The sequence below is a fragment of the Psychromonas aquimarina ATCC BAA-1526 genome, assembly GCF_000428725.1.
GTDB lineage: Bacteria > Pseudomonadota > Gammaproteobacteria > Enterobacterales > Psychromonadaceae > Psychromonas > Psychromonas aquimarina.
The window spans coordinates 272,459-287,544 of sequence record NZ_KE386793.1 but is presented as its reverse complement, the minus strand read 5'-3'; the positions used below and the strand labels follow the sequence as shown (position 1 = coordinate 287,544).

Annotated in this window: 13 protein-coding genes; 5 read left to right on the top strand and 8 right to left on the bottom strand. The window is 43.0% G+C overall.

Annotation, left to right across the window (positions count from 1 at the left end):
* Positions 1-86: 86 nt before the first annotated feature.
* Together G337_RS0124715 and G337_RS0124710 are read right to left on the bottom strand one after the other, a co-directional pair.
* Positions 87-2,426 carry an ATP-dependent helicase gene (locus tag G337_RS0124715; RefSeq protein WP_157619465.1) on the bottom strand — a complete coding sequence of 780 codons (2,340 nt, stop codon included), beginning with the start codon at positions 2,424-2,426 and terminating at the stop codon, positions 87-89.
* Positions 2,427-2,604: 178 nt separating this feature from the next.
* The gene (locus tag G337_RS0124710) at positions 2,605-3,651 is read right to left on the bottom strand and encodes a hypothetical protein (RefSeq protein WP_028866220.1); all 1,047 of its coding nucleotides are present in this window, start codon (positions 3,649-3,651) and stop codon (positions 2,605-2,607) included.
* 324 nt (positions 3,652-3,975) lie between these two features.
* On the opposite strand from G337_RS0124710, the gene G337_RS0124705 reads away from it, so the two are divergent.
* A complete protein-coding gene (locus G337_RS0124705) occupies positions 3,976-4,314 on the top strand; it encodes a TehB family protein (protein WP_028866219.1) in 339 nt (112 codons plus the stop codon).
* A 70-nt stretch (positions 4,315-4,384) separates the two neighbouring features.
* Here the strand turns inward: G337_RS0124705 and G337_RS0124700 are convergent, their stop codons facing one another.
* On the bottom strand, positions 4,385-5,896 hold the full coding sequence (locus G337_RS0124700) for a DUF2235 domain-containing protein (protein ID WP_028866218.1): 1,512 nt from the start codon (positions 5,894-5,896) through the stop codon (positions 4,385-4,387).
* Positions 5,897-6,212: 316 nt separating this feature from the next.
* Between G337_RS0124700 and G337_RS0124695 the strand changes: the two genes are divergently transcribed.
* From G337_RS0124695 to G337_RS0124685, 3 genes are all read left to right on the top strand, one after another.
* Entirely contained in the window at positions 6,213-7,082 is an 870-nt protein-coding gene (locus tag G337_RS0124695; protein WP_028866217.1) for a bile acid:sodium symporter family protein, read from the top strand.
* Between the two features lie 16 nt (positions 7,083-7,098).
* Entirely contained in the window at positions 7,099-7,707 is a 609-nt protein-coding gene (locus tag G337_RS0124690) for a Crp/Fnr family transcriptional regulator (RefSeq protein ID WP_245597710.1), read from the top strand.
* A 75-nt stretch (positions 7,708-7,782) separates the two neighbouring features.
* Positions 7,783-8,235, top strand: a complete 453-nt coding sequence (locus tag G337_RS0124685) for a GNAT family N-acetyltransferase (protein WP_028866215.1) — start codon at positions 7,783-7,785, stop codon at positions 8,233-8,235.
* A gap of 66 nt (positions 8,236-8,301) precedes the next feature.
* Here the strand turns inward: G337_RS0124685 and G337_RS28045 are convergent, their stop codons facing one another.
* The 5 genes from G337_RS28045 to G337_RS0124660 form a co-directional block, all read right to left on the bottom strand.
* Positions 8,302-9,216 carry an Imm49 family immunity protein gene (locus tag G337_RS28045; protein WP_028866214.1) on the bottom strand — a complete coding sequence of 305 codons (915 nt, stop codon included), beginning with the start codon at positions 9,214-9,216 and terminating at the stop codon, positions 8,302-8,304.
* Positions 9,217-9,448: 232 nt separating this feature from the next.
* Positions 9,449-11,572, bottom strand: a complete 2,124-nt coding sequence (locus G337_RS0124675; RefSeq protein WP_028866213.1) for a methyl-accepting chemotaxis protein — start codon at positions 11,570-11,572, stop codon at positions 9,449-9,451.
* Positions 11,573-11,934: 362 nt separating this feature from the next.
* Positions 11,935-12,702, bottom strand: coding sequence for an EAL domain-containing protein (locus tag G337_RS27365; protein WP_051303610.1), 768 nt, complete (start codon positions 12,700-12,702; stop codon positions 11,935-11,937).
* Positions 12,703-13,033: 331 nt separating this feature from the next.
* Complete coding sequence (locus tag G337_RS0124665) at positions 13,034-13,309, bottom strand: DUF4389 domain-containing protein (RefSeq protein WP_028866212.1); 276 nt, start codon at positions 13,307-13,309, stop codon at positions 13,034-13,036.
* A gap of 28 nt (positions 13,310-13,337) precedes the next feature.
* Complete coding sequence (locus G337_RS0124660; RefSeq protein WP_028866211.1) at positions 13,338-14,225, bottom strand: RelA/SpoT domain-containing protein; 888 nt, start codon at positions 14,223-14,225, stop codon at positions 13,338-13,340.
* A gap of 353 nt (positions 14,226-14,578) precedes the next feature.
* Here G337_RS0124660 and G337_RS0124655 point away from each other — a divergent pair, with 353 nt between their 5' ends.
* A complete protein-coding gene (locus G337_RS0124655; protein WP_028866210.1) occupies positions 14,579-15,073 on the top strand; it encodes a hypothetical protein in 495 nt (164 codons plus the stop codon).
* Positions 15,074-15,086 lie beyond the last annotated feature (13 nt).

Here is a 15,086-nt window from a genome sequence, read left to right as displayed (position 1 = left end):
GAATAACAGAGCAATTTAAAGTAAAGAAAAGCGAAACCGTGATACTGCACAACTAAACCAGTAAAACAGTTCCTAAATGAGAATGCCTAAATTTTATGCTTGAAATAATTACTAAAGGCTCTGCTTAAATATTTATCCGAACTTTTATCATCAAACTCAACTCTGAAACTGACCCGATCACATTCAATAATTTTCCCGTTACGCCCGCTGTCGATATGAATAACCTCTTTACCAGCCGTTAATGCAGGCGCTTTATTCTGCATGACATTTCTTATCGGAGCCGGTTTACGGCGCTCTGTCTGACGGCAGACAATACGGCTTGTAACAACAGGTTTGATCTCAGTGATACGCCCTATTTTCAATAAATAACGCTGTATTTTTTCTGACATTTTCTCCGGCAGACTGTGATTAAGATGAACAGCCTGAGCAACATTTACCCCCCTGTTTATATCAACTTCTTTAACAAAGCGGGAGGCACCGCTCTCCCGGTTTCCATACTGCTGCGGCGAATGGTAGATAAAGGCCCCTTTTTTCGCACGGGTTAAGCCGACATAAGCCAGCCTGCGCTGTTCCTGTATATCATTAACACTGACCGATGACTTTTTACGTACGCTGGGGAAATCACCGGCATTCCAGAAAGGTAAATGCACATAATCAAACTCAGCTCCTTTGGCTCTGAAAATAGTGGTGATTTTAACGGCATCTTCACTATTATTAGCTCTATTGGCGGCCTGTTCATTATGCTGAAAAAACTGCAGCGCCTGTTCGGTGCTTAACTTAAGTGTTCTTAATATGGTGGCAACCGCATCAAGACGATCAATATTTTCTTCATAATCACTTTCAGTAGCTTCTGAGTTTTTCAGCCAGTCGTTCACTGCAAATTTCTGTCGGTATCCCGCAAATAGAGTAAACGCACTTTTCTCTAAATGATGCTTAGCAAACCACTGCAGACGGTCGCTTACCTTGTTAAGGCTTTTACTGTCCATAGAACTGCGTCCGCTGAAGTTTTTAATATTCTGCCGGTAATCCGTTAATGAGCAGCCCGCTAAAAGATCTGCCAGGTCATTAACGGCACTCTGTTTTATATAACAGCTTGGATAAGACAAGACAGTTCTAAAAGCTTCACAAACCGGCATATTAGGTGTCTGCAGCGACCAGTGCTGCATAATAGCGATGACTGCGCGCAGCAGGTTAATCTCTTTACTGTCTTTTAAGGCACTGACTGCCGGCATCTGGTAGGCAATATTCGCTTTCAGCAGACCTATTTCCAGAAGCATTGTCTGTGACCAGCGTCGGATCAAAATAGCGATTTCAGACGGCCGCGTCCCTTCTGCTAACTGCGCCCTGATATTTTTTACCGTTCGAGAAACAAAAGCTTTATCAGAAATAACACAGACATCGGTTTTTTCGACATGCTCACTGGATGAGGTAATAAAATCGGATTCACGCTGCCTGTTATTACTAATCAGCTGATAAGCACTGATAGCTAATGCATGGCCGTAGCGGAATGTTTCGCTCAGACGGTATTTAGTACAGGGTGAAAAATCGCGGCTGAAATTGAGCATAAAACCCGGTTCACTGCCCCGCCAGCCGTAAATACTCTGATCAACATCTCCGACAACCACTAGACTTGAATCAGCCCCTTTAATTAACTGCAGCAGCTGATACTGCACTGCGTTAATATCTTGAAACTCATCAACAACAATCAGCTGATAAGACTCGCGGATAGTTTCCTGGAATTCGCTGTCAGAACTTAACAGCGCTACAGCCGCCACTAACCAGTCATCAAAAAACAATACTTTTTTGTGTTTTCTGGCCTGTTCGTACAAATTATAAGTTTCTGTTAAAAAAGCATAATCCCGATTAAATTTATAATTATGCAGCACTTCCTTGGGCGTCAGCGCATTGGCTTTAACCAGACCGATAAAACCAGCGGCAACGGTTCGAGTATTGGGTTTTAACAGGGTGCTTTTCTGCGCCGCATAACGGGGATCCGATGCCTGTTTTTTTAAGACATCGCGAATAATTGACATTGCTTCTCTTTCATTAAAAGACAGGCTGTAACCATTTTCCTGAAGATAACCGCTCTCATTGAGTATTTTTTTGCAGAAAGCATGATAGGTATTAACCATCTGCGCACCGTTAACAGCCCGTTCGCCGAGTTTGCTGACAAAATCGCGGCTGGTTTCGCTGTTAAACATCAGCACACAAATCTGTTCGCTAGGCAGCACCTTTAACTGCTGCTCTAGAAAGCCCACTAAAGTTGATGTTTTACCCGTTCCAGCTCCGGCCGAACACAGCGCATTGCCGCCGTTATGGCTGATCAGAGAGAACTGTTCCTGAGTGTAATTAAAGGCAGGTACTGCAGATAAAGAGGCTGTCGGCATAACGATTTCAAATTCAATACTGGATAAGAGAGCCGGCATTTTAATTGTAAAAAGTCTTTTATCAAAGTTTAACTGAGGTTTAATGTGCAAATAAGGACAAATGAGTCCCCTGTATATTCCCTAACCTTATTCCCGTACAGAGCATGACAATGAGGTTAGAGTAACAATAAATACACAAGGCAGAGCATTACGCCCGGCGTAAACTGTTCCAACAGCGCTAACCATGGGCAAACTTACGTAAGTAGTCTGTCGGCACCGGGTAGCTCTGCCCCAAATGTTTGGGATGTACACATCTAGTAACCGGGTATTTCACAAACACACAGTTACCAGAACCGTGAAAATGCCTATAAACCAGCTTGCCGTATTTATTTTTTACCGGATCCAGCTGTCTTACCGAAGCCTCAGTTAAACGGATCAGGTTACCTAAATAATTCAGCAGCTCACGGCTTTGTGCATCACGTGCCGGTAGTCCGTGATTTCGTCTAAGCTGTCTTAGCAGGGCAAGTGCAGCCGCGGCATCCGGATTTAAACGTGCGGTTTCTAAAGCAATGACAAACAGCGCTTTTGCAGATCCCGGCGGATTCATTAATCCGGCAATATGAGTATTCCACCAGTTTTGACTGTCTACAAACAGCTGTTCATGGCGAATCTCTGCATTGTCTATCGTTCCTTGAACTGACATTTCACTTTGCACCTCTGCGATACCTGTTAAGGTATTAAATGACAACTCTCCTGTTCTGGCCGTCATGCGGATCTGCCGCCGCGGGCTGATACGGTTAAATAAGTTATAAGCAAAACTGTCACTCCAGTCGACTGCATCCAGATTCTGGTGGTCAAGAGCGTATTGTGAACTTCTTGCACCGAAACACATTACTAATGAAAGATTGTAACAATGACTTCTAGTAAAAATAATTAATAATAAATCTGCCAGCTGCTGATCTGTAACATGTTCATCCTGTCTGCCGCTGCCTACTGGTGCTTTAATAATACCGTAATTAACACTGCGCATCGGTCCGTGTAATGACAGCAGTACCCGGTCAGCTTTCATACATTCATTTTTTATTTTATTCAGGGTTTTATGGTAACTCCGGTTGCGGACTCCATTAATATGATCACGGTAAAAATCCACCAGCATAATCTCTTTTACCTGCTCAGATTTAAAATATCCCTGCGGGCGGGGGAATTTTATCCGTAAGGCATCAATGGCTTTTCTACCGTCAAGCCCCAGGTCATCTGACATATTTAAAAATATTTGTTTGGCCATCTGCTGCTATTCCCTAGTTGTTTAACACTATAATTCAAGCGCTTAAAAATCAAACTCTGTTCTAAACCTGTTACCTCTACATATTATCAATATAATGCAAAATACATCAAGCAAACATAACGCAGAACTCATATTTTAATAACTATTTGAACTCAACAGTCGCCAGCATCTCTTGATCTAATACAAAAAATCCTGCCGGCAACAAACACAAATGAGAATCATTATTGACAACCAATCTTAATGTGGTATTTTAAATGCATCTTTAGTGTTCCAGTGAGCACTAAAAATTAATTAATCTAATATACCTTACTGAGGAGCTTTAAAATGAGTCATTTACGAATTCCAGCTAACTGGACGGTACAACGTTCTACCCCTTTCTTTAGCAAAGAAAACGTTCCTGCGGCACTACTTTCGCATCACAACACTGCTCAAGGAGTATTTGGTCAACTATGTGTTATGGAAGGTATAGTTACCTATTACGGCTTTGCCGATGAAGATTCCACTGAACCTGAAATAAAAGTGGTTATCAATGCGGGGCAGTTCGCTACCAGCCCGCCCCAATACTGGCATCGTATTGAAATTTCGGATGATGCGCAGTTCAATATTAATTTCTGGTCTGAGACAGACAAGACAGATCAGCCTCTTTTTCACGCTAAAAAATAAACTTCTTCTATTTGAAATGAATTCCCACGCACTGCGCGGGAATTCAGGGCCGTCAGGCATTAGCAGCTTATTAATCCTCCTCTACGGTTAATGTTACATATCCACGATTGTTACCATAAAAGCCCCACGCATCGTTTGCAAAACAGTACAGATAACCTGATTCATGTACTTTGATTCTATTTCCAGCTCCTATTTCAAACTGCTCCAGTGTTTCATGCGTGCCGTCACGTCCAGGGTTGCCGCCGTTAGCTATTGCTCCCATCAGGCAGAACCAGTCGGCATGCTCTACACGTTTACTGCCGAAAAAATCTGCCTGTTCATTCTTCAGCAGTTTTTTCCAGCCTTTTTCTACCCAGCCAGTAATGGTAAGCGCAACATGTGCTATTTCACCAGTATGAAACTTGCCGTCGGTGGCTCCCTGAGCAGGACAGGGAATTTCTGCATCCATCCACTCACCGCTCGCAGTAAAGGAATAGGTTTTACCTTTTTCAAGATAAATTCCCGTCCAGTTCCAGGGATGCTTGGCATAAATATCAAGTTCAATTCTACCGTCGATAAAATTACGCGTATCCATATAACAGCCTTGATTAATCGGCGCTGTTTCACGTCTCAGCATCACGGAATGGTGCACTGGAACACCTGGCCTGTCTAAGTTTGGAATTGTGCGCGGTGCGCTGATCAGCGCTTTCATTGCACCTACATGTGAATCATGTTCAATATCCATGGGATCAGGTTTAATCTGCTCAATCATTGCGTTTTGTAATTTAATGCCGCCGCCGTCGGGCAGATTTTCACTGCAGGCTTCATCAATCATCCACTTAAGCGCACCGTCTGAAAGTCCCTGCTCTTTATAACCTCCTCCGACATCACTGTGTACACCGGGAAACCAGATCTGTTTTAAGGTGTCGTCATTTCGCTGCGTTGACCAAAGCGTCGGCGTAAAACTGCCGCGTTTTTCATTTAAGGCAAGTGCATGACGCGCATTAATTATATGATCGCCCAAAGTAACATCATGGAACTGATATTTTTTGGAATTATCAAAAATATTCAGCAGCGCTTTATCATCGGGAACGCCCAGCGCGCCGACCGTATCCCATACTCCGATAAAGTCGATCTGCTTAGAGTTTTCATGGAAGTGCACATTTCCATCAAGCGCTTTATCATTCCTGTAGGCATCACGATACACCTGCTGAACGATCTGATTTCTAGAGTCTTTCTGATGCAGGCTGAAATCAATCAGGCCGTACTTTCCAATTAACCCCGCTAAACTACGGGCAGTGAAAGCACCGCGGCTGAAACCGAATAGAAAAATACGATCCCCCGCCTGATATTTATCTGAAAGCCATTGGTAACAATCCCTGATATCTTCACTTAATCCGTAACCGACAATGCCCCCCATCACCTTATCAACTAATCCTCCGGTACCGACTCCGGCCTGGTAGCGGCTTAGTTGTTTAGGCGAACTGGTCTTTAAATCAACCGCTTCAAATAATTTTCGTACATTAGTTGGAGCAGGTACGTTGTCGTCTTCATTATTGGGATCATTCCATGTTCCATCGCAGCAGACAATTAGGTTTCTCATTATTACTCTCCATATTTAACGCAAACATATCTGTTATTTTCATAAATAAGCAACAGCTGCTTACGCTGTCACCGCTTAATTATTTATCTCTTTCACAACCACAAGATGACTTTAGAACAACATTAATTTTACAAACAGATCGACATCATATTTTTATACCTTAGTGGTTAATTACCTGATAAATATCTGCTGCTTGTCGAGCATCCGTTTTTAAGTATTTAATGACTGCTGTTTTTTATGTAATAGATTCACTCTCTGGCGTATAGTAACGGCCTGAATATGATTGTTTTATAAATGAAAATAGGAAGACTGCTCTATGAGCCAGACAATGTTAACCATTGCACTGCCGCTTGCATTAGCATGGGTAATGTACTGCGTAGGCCTGACACTCACCGTGAATGACTTTAAACGTGTTGCTCTTTATCCGCGTAAAATAACAGCGGCTTTAGCGGCCCAGTTAATAGGTCTGCCGCTGCTCGCCTACCTGTTAATTCAGCTGTTTTCATTACCAGAGCCGATTGCCGCCGGTTTATGGCTGCTGGCGATTGCACCGGGCGACGCATCATCCAATGCTATCAGCCATTTAAGCGGCGGTGACAGTGCGCTGTCTATCACTATTACTGCAGTCAGCAGTTTAATTATCCCGTTCAGCCTGCCGTTAATGCTGCCGTTAATAATAGACAGCAGCAGCTTTGTTATGCCCGTTAAAACAGCAGTACTGCAGCTGGCGGCTGTTACTATTATGCCTTTAGGAATTGCGATGACCATGAGACGCTATATTACAGCTTCATGGTTTGCAGGCTTCAGATCTTTTGCAGAGTCATCGGCGTTATGGGCACTATTTTTTACCGTTGTAGTTACGCTGGCGGCCAACAGTAAAATTTTTAATCAGCTATTTACGATTGCCTCAACGGCTGCGGTTCTTTTATGTTTAAGCGGCATGCTTCTTGGTCTGACTGTGGCTAAGCTTTTAGGCGGGGATAAACGCCTGATCAAGACGCTGTCCATTGAAGTTGGTATTCAAAATGCGGGAACGGCAATATTCGCAGCAGTTGTGCTGCTGCAGAAACCGGAACTGGCACTGACACCGCTGTTATACGGCATACTGATGAATATACCGGCGATGCTCCTTATTTATCGAAATAAGCGCAGGACTGCCCTGCTCAAAGATTTCTCGCAAGAATAAAAATAGAAAAGGTACGGTGCAGTTCAGCTGCGCTTTCTGTCTTTTAAAGGAGCTTATAATCACAACCTTTATTGAACAATTACAGCAATACGGCTTCAACAGTGCAGATATTGAAACATTAACTAACAGTGCAAAATCATTACACCTGCCTGCAAAGCATATTTTAGTGAAACAGGGAGAAGCGGCCGACTATATCTATTTTGTTCTACAGGGTCTTTGCCATGCTTGTTATCTTACTGATCAGGGCAAACAGTTTAGTAAAGAATTTTACTGGGAACAGGACTGGATAATTGGATTTGAGGGGCTTATCAGCAGCCGCCCTTCTGCTTATTTAGTTGAAACACTCACCGAAACCAAACTGCTGTGCTTACCGGTTTCATCTATTGAGCAGTGGCGTAACAAGTCACACCCTTTATATATTAAACTGCTGGAAAAGCAGCTGATGCATAAAGAAAATAAGGAACGTTTTATGCTTCTGCACAGCCCCGCAGAACGCTACGAGCTTTTCTGTCGACACTACCCTCACCTGCAGCAAAGACTCAGCGACTATCAGATTGCCGCCTATCTGGGCATTACCCATATCAGCCTAAGCCGTATTAAGGCGCGTTTAAAAGAGAATAGTTAACATAAGTTAATGCTTAAACACAGTCTGCCTGCTACATTGCTTTTTCTCTTGAACTCTTAGTCTTAGGTAAAATAAATGATTTCCTGGCAGTTACTCCCTTTTAATAAACTTTCCACAAGCCAGCTCTATGAGCTGATTAAGTTAAGAATAGATGTTTTTGTTGTTGAACAAACCTGCCCGTATCCGGAGCTGGACGGCAAAGATACACTTGACGGTGTACAGCATCTGCTCGGTTTTAATAACGGCGAACTTATCGCCTGTGCTCGCCTGCTTCCCGCTGGAATCTCCTATGATAATGTCAGTATCGGCCGCGTAGCTACTAAACAGACAGCACGTGCTAACGGTTTAGGTCACCAGCTGCTGAGCCAGGCATTACAGCAGTGTGAACTGCTCTGGCCGGGACAAAGCATCGATATCGGCGCGCAGCAGTACTTAACCCGTTTTTATCAGTCTCATGGTTTTAAAGCAGTTTCAGAGATGTATTTAGAAGATAACATTCCGCATATTGATATGCGCCTGAGTAAATAAACTCCATATACGTTCCCGCGCAGAACACGGGAACAAGCTTTAAAGGTCAAAAAACCGCATCAATATTTATAGGTACGGGTTAGTGAAATTAGGCAGCGGCTGCATCAGCTCGAAGCTGAGTTCTGAGGCTTCTGACTTGTAAAAATACTCCGGAATATAATCACACTCAAAACCGAGAGTATAACCAAAGTTAGCATAAGCAAGGCGCGCTAACGCGCTTAACGGTAAAGAAATATCTCCGTTAACTTTACCGTCCAAACGTTTCTGCTTCCAAAACTTATTATGCGCCAGGGCCGCTTTATACATAACCTGACGGTAACTATTTTGATCCGCACCGCCGAACAGTTTCAGCAGCACATCCAGGGTGGGGAGCTTGATATGAGCAGCATGATCATAGGACTCAGGTGAGACTTTATCAAACTCAGAAGCGTCAACAAATGCCTGAATGCTCTCCTGCACATTTATATCCTGCAGCTTAAAAACACCGCAAAGTATATCGCTATACAGACGGATTGAATCATCGATCCATCTGAAAGGAGCCTCTTTGATACTGGCCAGGTATTCCAGATCCTGAAACTGCTCATGCAATAAAGCACTCCAGAAATACATAAACCAGTCACCACTGCTTAGAAGAGGCTCTTTTTCCTGCATTGATAACATCAAGGTATCTTCAAGAACTTTAACATTAACAGTCTGACCATCGCTTAATAATTCACGTTTTAAGCCTTTAATACCCAGATAATGCATCTGCTGCAGATGCACAAAGGCACGCTCAGAGTTGCCTGCATTATGCAAAGCTAAAGAAGCAAGCCTCTGATGGCGAGTGCTTACACTAAGAAGAAGAAGGTTTCTCGATGTTGATAAACTACCACTTAATACACGATTTAATCCATCCAGCTGCTGATTATATACCCAGCCGTAGCCTTTAACACGTTCCAGATGAAACGGGATTTTTTTATTTAAATCAACAATTTTACTCATTACTTTGTTACTCACCTTTTAACTGTTTTCATGCACCAGCTTTACAAAAAACCACCACAGTAAGTTACCCTGGCTTGATATTCAATGGCTTATTCTTTTAGGATGATGAAATTGAGGCATTGATAAACTAGGGCAGGCAATGAGGGAATATCCCCAGATACTTGTATATGCATTCCCACGCGGAGCATGGGAACGAGATTAAGAGCTTGGGAAGAAACATTCAGCCTTGGTTTTAAGCGGCTCGTTTAGAGACCTCAAAACGCTCCACCAGTTTATTGAGGCGTAAAATGGAGTTTTTTACCAGGGTGGTGCGCCGCAGCAGCTGCTGCGATGATATTTCCATGGAAGTAGTTGTGCTCTGTGCATCTTTTGCTGTTTCACCGTGCTGTTCGCTGTTGCTGGCAATCTGGTTCATGGTATTAAACATATTTTCCACGGCATTTTTCAGTTTCAGGCTTCTTTCACCTGAATCCAGTACCAGGCTGTTCTGATCCACATTTTTAACTCCCTGCTCCATATAACGAACCGCCATCTCCGATTCACAGCTTAATTTATCCATTATATTGCCGATATGGCATGCGGCCTGTGAGGTTCTGGTAGCCAGATTGCGCACTTCATCGGCAACAACCGAGAAACCGCGGCCGTGATCACCGGCTCTGGCGGCCTCAATAGCGGCATTGAGAGCAAGCAGATTAGTCTGCTCTGTGATATCAGTGATCAGGCTGACTATGCTGCCGATCTCTTTCATCTGGCTGTTTACATCATTAACACTTTTAGCCGATGCTAAAACGATATCTTTAATCTGAGTGGTATTATCAACCGCCTGCTTATACTCCTGCTGCGACTTAGCCACCACATCAAGCATCAGTTCCTGCATGATCTGCGCCGAAACGGTGGCATTGGCTATCTCATCCTGCTGACTGCCGGATAACAGCAGCATCGAGCCGATAGAACTGCTGGTCGCCCTGCTGGAACTGTCAACGCTGAGACAGCGGCGGAGCATAGATTCACTGACCTGTTTCACTTCATTAGAAGCATGGATCATCTCCGCAAGCATATTATCCAGATTATCGATAAAACTGTTAACCCAGCGCCCCATATCACCGGATTCATCCGCGCTGAACTGTGCACTGTCAAAGCGCTGATTAAGGTTAGCATCGCCCTCCGCCAGCATCTGAATAACTTCAATCATATGCTTTAAGCGCCTGGTAACCGGTTTAACCGCAAAAGCACTGAACCAGACAATGCCTGATAATGAAGCGCAGAATAAAAGTAAAAAACTGTACAGTGGTGATAAAACAAAAAAACTGGAGCTTATAAAATGCGTTATCAACGGCAGGCTCATGGCAAAACACAGTTTTTTGCCCAGCGTATAAGTCAGTGAACGATGCCGGTAAACCTCCTCTAAATCCGCTTCACACATCATTCCCCAGACATCCGGCGAGCCCTGCAGCTGAAAAGTAACACCCTTGCCGATAACCGGAATATGGCGGTAATCAGAGTAACCGGGATAGGAGACATAAAGGTTTTCACCATGGCGGATAGTCTCCCTGACACCGGGATGCAGCTGCTGGGTTGCAGGATCGGTAAAACGGATTTCAAACTCAGTATGCGCCTTTACCCTTACCGTGCCCCAGTCGGTATTCACTCCGGATTTAAGGTTTTCTCCGTGGGAAAAGGTATTGTCTTCAAAACGGGAACGGGAAAGCGCGGTTCCCGGGGCAATTGCAGGATCCTGCAAAGACTTCACCATGAAAATATAGTTATCCCCGGACTCACTATAAACATGACCCGCTTCGCGCTGGATGAGATCCCCCATCACATCATTCGGTACCCGCCCGCAAAGGCAGCCGATGGTTTTGTTATCAACAACAAGCGGCTGATAATACATCAGGGTAACTGAATCATGAAAAGAGGAGCTTGACCGGCCGATAGACTCTGTCAACGGGTCAATATACGGGCCGTGTAAAAATTGTGCCTGCATCCCCTGCTTAATGACAGCCGCATCTATTTTTCGCTTGATAAACGAGGCGAAGCTGGAAGCCGCAGGACGGCCATCAGCGGTCACTATAAACATCTCAGAAAAATCATTATTCCTGGTTAATAAACTCTGCAGAGCCCCCTGCCATTCACTCTCTGGTTTGGAGGCGATATACAGGCAGGCATCATTAAGAAAACTCCACTGCGTATTGACCCAGGATTTTAAAATGCGCACCCGCGTATCTGCAATGCTGGTAAAAGTCTGCTCCAGACTCTTTTTTCTACTCCGGTTTAACCAGCACGCTTTGCCCATTGACAGCTTACCCGTCGCGCCGAACAGCGGCAGCCAGCGGCGTTCCTCTGCAGTTAGATCCATCTTTTATCTCCAGTAGTTTTAAAGTTAATCAAACTAACTAGAGCAAAATCAATACCAAAGGCACTTTCAGCTGGGATGCGGCAGTTAAGGAAGCGCTTAGACTAACAGGAAAAGTCGCTTCCCTTCTGCGCTAGGCGAGTTTTTAATATATTTAATATCAATAAATAAGTATTTAAAAACTTATCAGCGTCCATGATTACAAACTGACGGCTGCGCACTTAAATGGAGCAGAAATTAAAGAGTCTCCCCATTAACGAGCACAGCAGCTCATAAAGAATTGAATGGGAAAACAGGCAGATAACCACATTTTCATGACAATATTGAAGCCCGGATTAACCTGCACACTTCAATACTAATAAAAATTAGACCGCAATCGACAGACCGTTCAATCTGTTTATATTTTTAACAAAAATATTATCATCATAAAACTCAGCTTTGGCCTGCGAAAACAGATACCCCTGCACAAAGTCTGCGCCGCAGCTTACCGCAATATCGAACTGTTCAGGCGTTTCGATACCTTCAAATATCAGCTCGGTTCCTCTTTTTTTAGCAAAATCGGCAATCATTTGAATAAAGTCCAGCGTATAACTACTGACTAAAGAACGCTGGAAAAGGTCCATATCCAGTTTGATAATATCCGGCTCGATCTCGATTAACCTGTCTATCTGCGAGAAACCGGCACCGAAATCATCAATCGCCACTTTCATACCCATTTCCCGATAATAACGCACAAAGTGACGGATCAACTCGATGCTGCCTTCATATTCAGTTAACTCTATAACAATACGACTCGGATCGAGTCCGTTGTCTCTAAGCATGCTTAAGGTGGGCAGCTCAAGTGTTTTCACTTTTAAACTAGGCGCATGTTTACTAAACCAGGCAGGGGAAATATTAATGGTTAACTGTGCATTGCCGCTATAGTCTTTATATTTTTTAAAGGCTTTGCTTCTGACCTGGTTATCTAAAGCGATACTTTTATCAATTGATAAAATTGGCGAAGAAAAGAGACTTCCAGCAGAGATATAACCCCCGTTAATATTTTTCTTTCGAGCAAGTACTTCGTTATAGGTTATCTTTCCATTTTTTACGTTAATTATCGGCTGAAAAAACGGCTCAAGATCTATAGTCATATTACTTCCCTATCTGTTTTCTGCAGTTTGCAGTTATCGATAAAAACTACGATTTTCTATCATGATTTTTGATTCATATTGTACTGTGTAACTGTGAACAAAATATGAAGACAGGCATAGCACAGCAACAATCAAGCCAGTTGCTAATATATTGAGGATAAAAGAAGAAACCTATACATTCCCACGCAGAGCATGGGAACGAGGAAAAAAGATAAAAAATATGGGAACGAGAGAAAGGTTAAACTCTACGCCTGTAGGGGAACGTTTCGAAAAACTTAACAAAAAAGGAGTACAGATATCAGTCTGCCCTCCCTTTTAAACTTACTGCTCTCTATTCCTGCGGCCAGTCAGCTGCCGGGAAAGGACGAATTTCGCTGTTATAAGTTAAATACAGCACAATCTGATACTGGTAGATACTCAGGCTTTTACCAAACTGCAGCAGGTTCTTATTTGTATCACCGCTAAACAGCACAGCTAAAAACTGCAGTACGACGACTACTAAGGTAACAAATTTAGCCACTCCCATTAGAAATATAAAAATCAGCATAAACAAGCCGCGTAACCACACACTTTTGTTTTTATAGGGTTTTTCTTGATGTTCGTTCATTTCAGTTCCTTTTTCTGTAAAAGTATTATTAGGCACTCAGATACTGATTCCAGGCATAGTGATACATCTGTTTGGACTCCTTTCGAAGTTTATTAACAGCCGCCAGCTCTAATTCACTTAACGCACGGTTTTCACTTAACTGCAGGCGCTCTATCTGCTGAATCTGTTCATAATTGTGGTGCTCTGTGCCGTTTTTAATCACAGAAAAAGCCTCCAGGTGTAACTGTACTTCTGCAATAATTTGACTCTCCGGCAGGCGCACCAGCAGACTTAAATCTCTATAGCCGGATGCTCCCGGGCTTTTAAAACGGTTTTTAATACGCACTACAGACGTTTCCTGCTCAATTAATTCAAAGGCACTTATTAATGAAGGAATATCTTGAGCAACAATCGAGGAGCGCGCCAGGTCTGTTATCAACTCGCTGCTGCCGGCCAGTTTTGTATTGATTTTGTTTAAAGCACGCGGTTTAGATTTGATGCCTGATGAAAAAGAGGCAGTCTGACTCAGCAGCGCAATACGCTCAGTTAAACTTTCCAGTTCACTTTGTCCGGTCAGAGCATGCTGATAAAGCTGACTAAATTCACTGTAGGGCTGTTTAATCGAGTTCGACCGGTAGTCATTAATACTATAAAGGCCCGCAAGGCTCTTCGGGTAGGTCGAGCTAAGGTGTGCAGAAGTAAAAGGTAATAAGGTATCTGCATCACTATAGGAATATAATTGTGCAGGTTCATTATTTGCCTGATAAGACATATCCAATAGAGGAAAAGGAGTGTCAGAGTCAGAATTTTTACGGTTTGCCTGGGTGAAGGTTAATAATTTACTCGCATCGATATTATGATGAAGTTTCGTGGGGGCGGCATTAGTCTGAGAAGACATCGCCAGTAAAACAAAAAGGGTCTGGAATAGCTTATTCATTAATTCTCCCTGTCTAAAATGCGGTCAGTTAATTCTGACTGCAGTATTAGATATAAAGACTTAATATGTCAGTTTCAAGTCTAAAAAGAAAATACCTGCTCTTTTATTGACCATCCGTTTAAAGATGTGACTCATTTCACGTTACAGTGAAATTAACAAAAAATCCGGGAACTATCAGCACAGGAGAATTCGTGTACAGAAGGCTTTAACAGCCAAAAAGCTCTGCTTTATTATAAAATAATCTAGGCACGTCTAGAATCTTCAAATGCCTTCACAACCTTTCGTTGACTTTCATCTGTTTTCAGTTACATTAAATAATTCAACAGTAAAAACTCCGACAAGTGAAATTAGATATGAACAAAAAAACAGCAGCAAATACACAACAGACACCCCAGGCATATTATTTAACTGCACTTGTCTACCATGGTGAGGAGCAGGATAATCAGTTTAAATATGTCGAAAAATATAATTCTTACAACCAGGCAAAAAAACAGTTAAAAAGAATTGTGACCGAAAAACGTAAGCAGAAATGGGATGTTAAAGCCGATTTTAAATCAAGACCGGCAGGTCAGGGTAATATTGACTATATGGTGACGGGCCATGACAGCGCGAGTACAGACAAGGTTCACTGGCTGCTCTCCTGCGGTGAAACAGCAACAATGGCAGACGGAAATGATTTTTCTGAGTTTAATGATGTAACGCCGAAAAGAACCAAACAGAAACAAACAGAATACCGCAATGAGCCGGCAGTCAAAAAACTGATCGCAAAGCTTCTTATGGTGCTCAAAATGTCACCAATTGTGACAATCGCTATTTCCTTCGTATTGTTCTGGATATTTTTCGTTTAAAGAGCAAAACGAA

Excerpts from the sequence above, each read along its gene's own strand:
- G337_RS0124715 (WP_157619465.1), bottom strand. The coding sequence starts at position 2,426 with ATGCCGGCTCTCTTATCCAGTATTGAATTTGAAATCGTTATGCCGACA.
- G337_RS0124710 (WP_028866220.1), bottom strand. The coding sequence starts at position 3,651 with ATGGCCAAACAAATATTTTTAAATATGTCAGATGACCTGGGGCTTGAC.
- G337_RS0124705 (WP_028866219.1), top strand. The coding sequence starts at position 3,976 with ATGAGTCATTTACGAATTCCAGCTAACTGGACGGTACAACGTTCTACC.
- G337_RS0124700 (WP_028866218.1), bottom strand. The coding sequence starts at position 5,896 with ATGAGAAACCTAATTGTCTGCTGCGATGGAACATGGAATGATCCCAAT.
- G337_RS0124695 (WP_028866217.1), top strand. The coding sequence starts at position 6,213 with ATGAGCCAGACAATGTTAACCATTGCACTGCCGCTTGCATTAGCATGG.
- G337_RS0124685 (WP_028866215.1), top strand. The coding sequence starts at position 7,783 with ATGATTTCCTGGCAGTTACTCCCTTTTAATAAACTTTCCACAAGCCAG.
- G337_RS28045 (WP_028866214.1), bottom strand. The coding sequence starts at position 9,216 with ATGAGTAAAATTGTTGATTTAAATAAAAAAATCCCGTTTCATCTGGAA.
- G337_RS0124675 (WP_028866213.1), bottom strand. The coding sequence starts at position 11,572 with ATGGATCTAACTGCAGAGGAACGCCGCTGGCTGCCGCTGTTCGGCGCG.
- G337_RS27365 (WP_051303610.1), bottom strand. The coding sequence starts at position 12,702 with ATGACTATAGATCTTGAGCCGTTTTTTCAGCCGATAATTAACGTAAAA.
- G337_RS0124665 (WP_028866212.1), bottom strand. The coding sequence starts at position 13,309 with ATGAACGAACATCAAGAAAAACCCTATAAAAACAAAAGTGTGTGGTTA.
- G337_RS0124660 (WP_028866211.1), bottom strand. The coding sequence starts at position 14,225 with ATGAATAAGCTATTCCAGACCCTTTTTGTTTTACTGGCGATGTCTTCT.
- G337_RS0124655 (WP_028866210.1), top strand. The coding sequence starts at position 14,579 with ATGAACAAAAAAACAGCAGCAAATACACAACAGACACCCCAGGCATAT.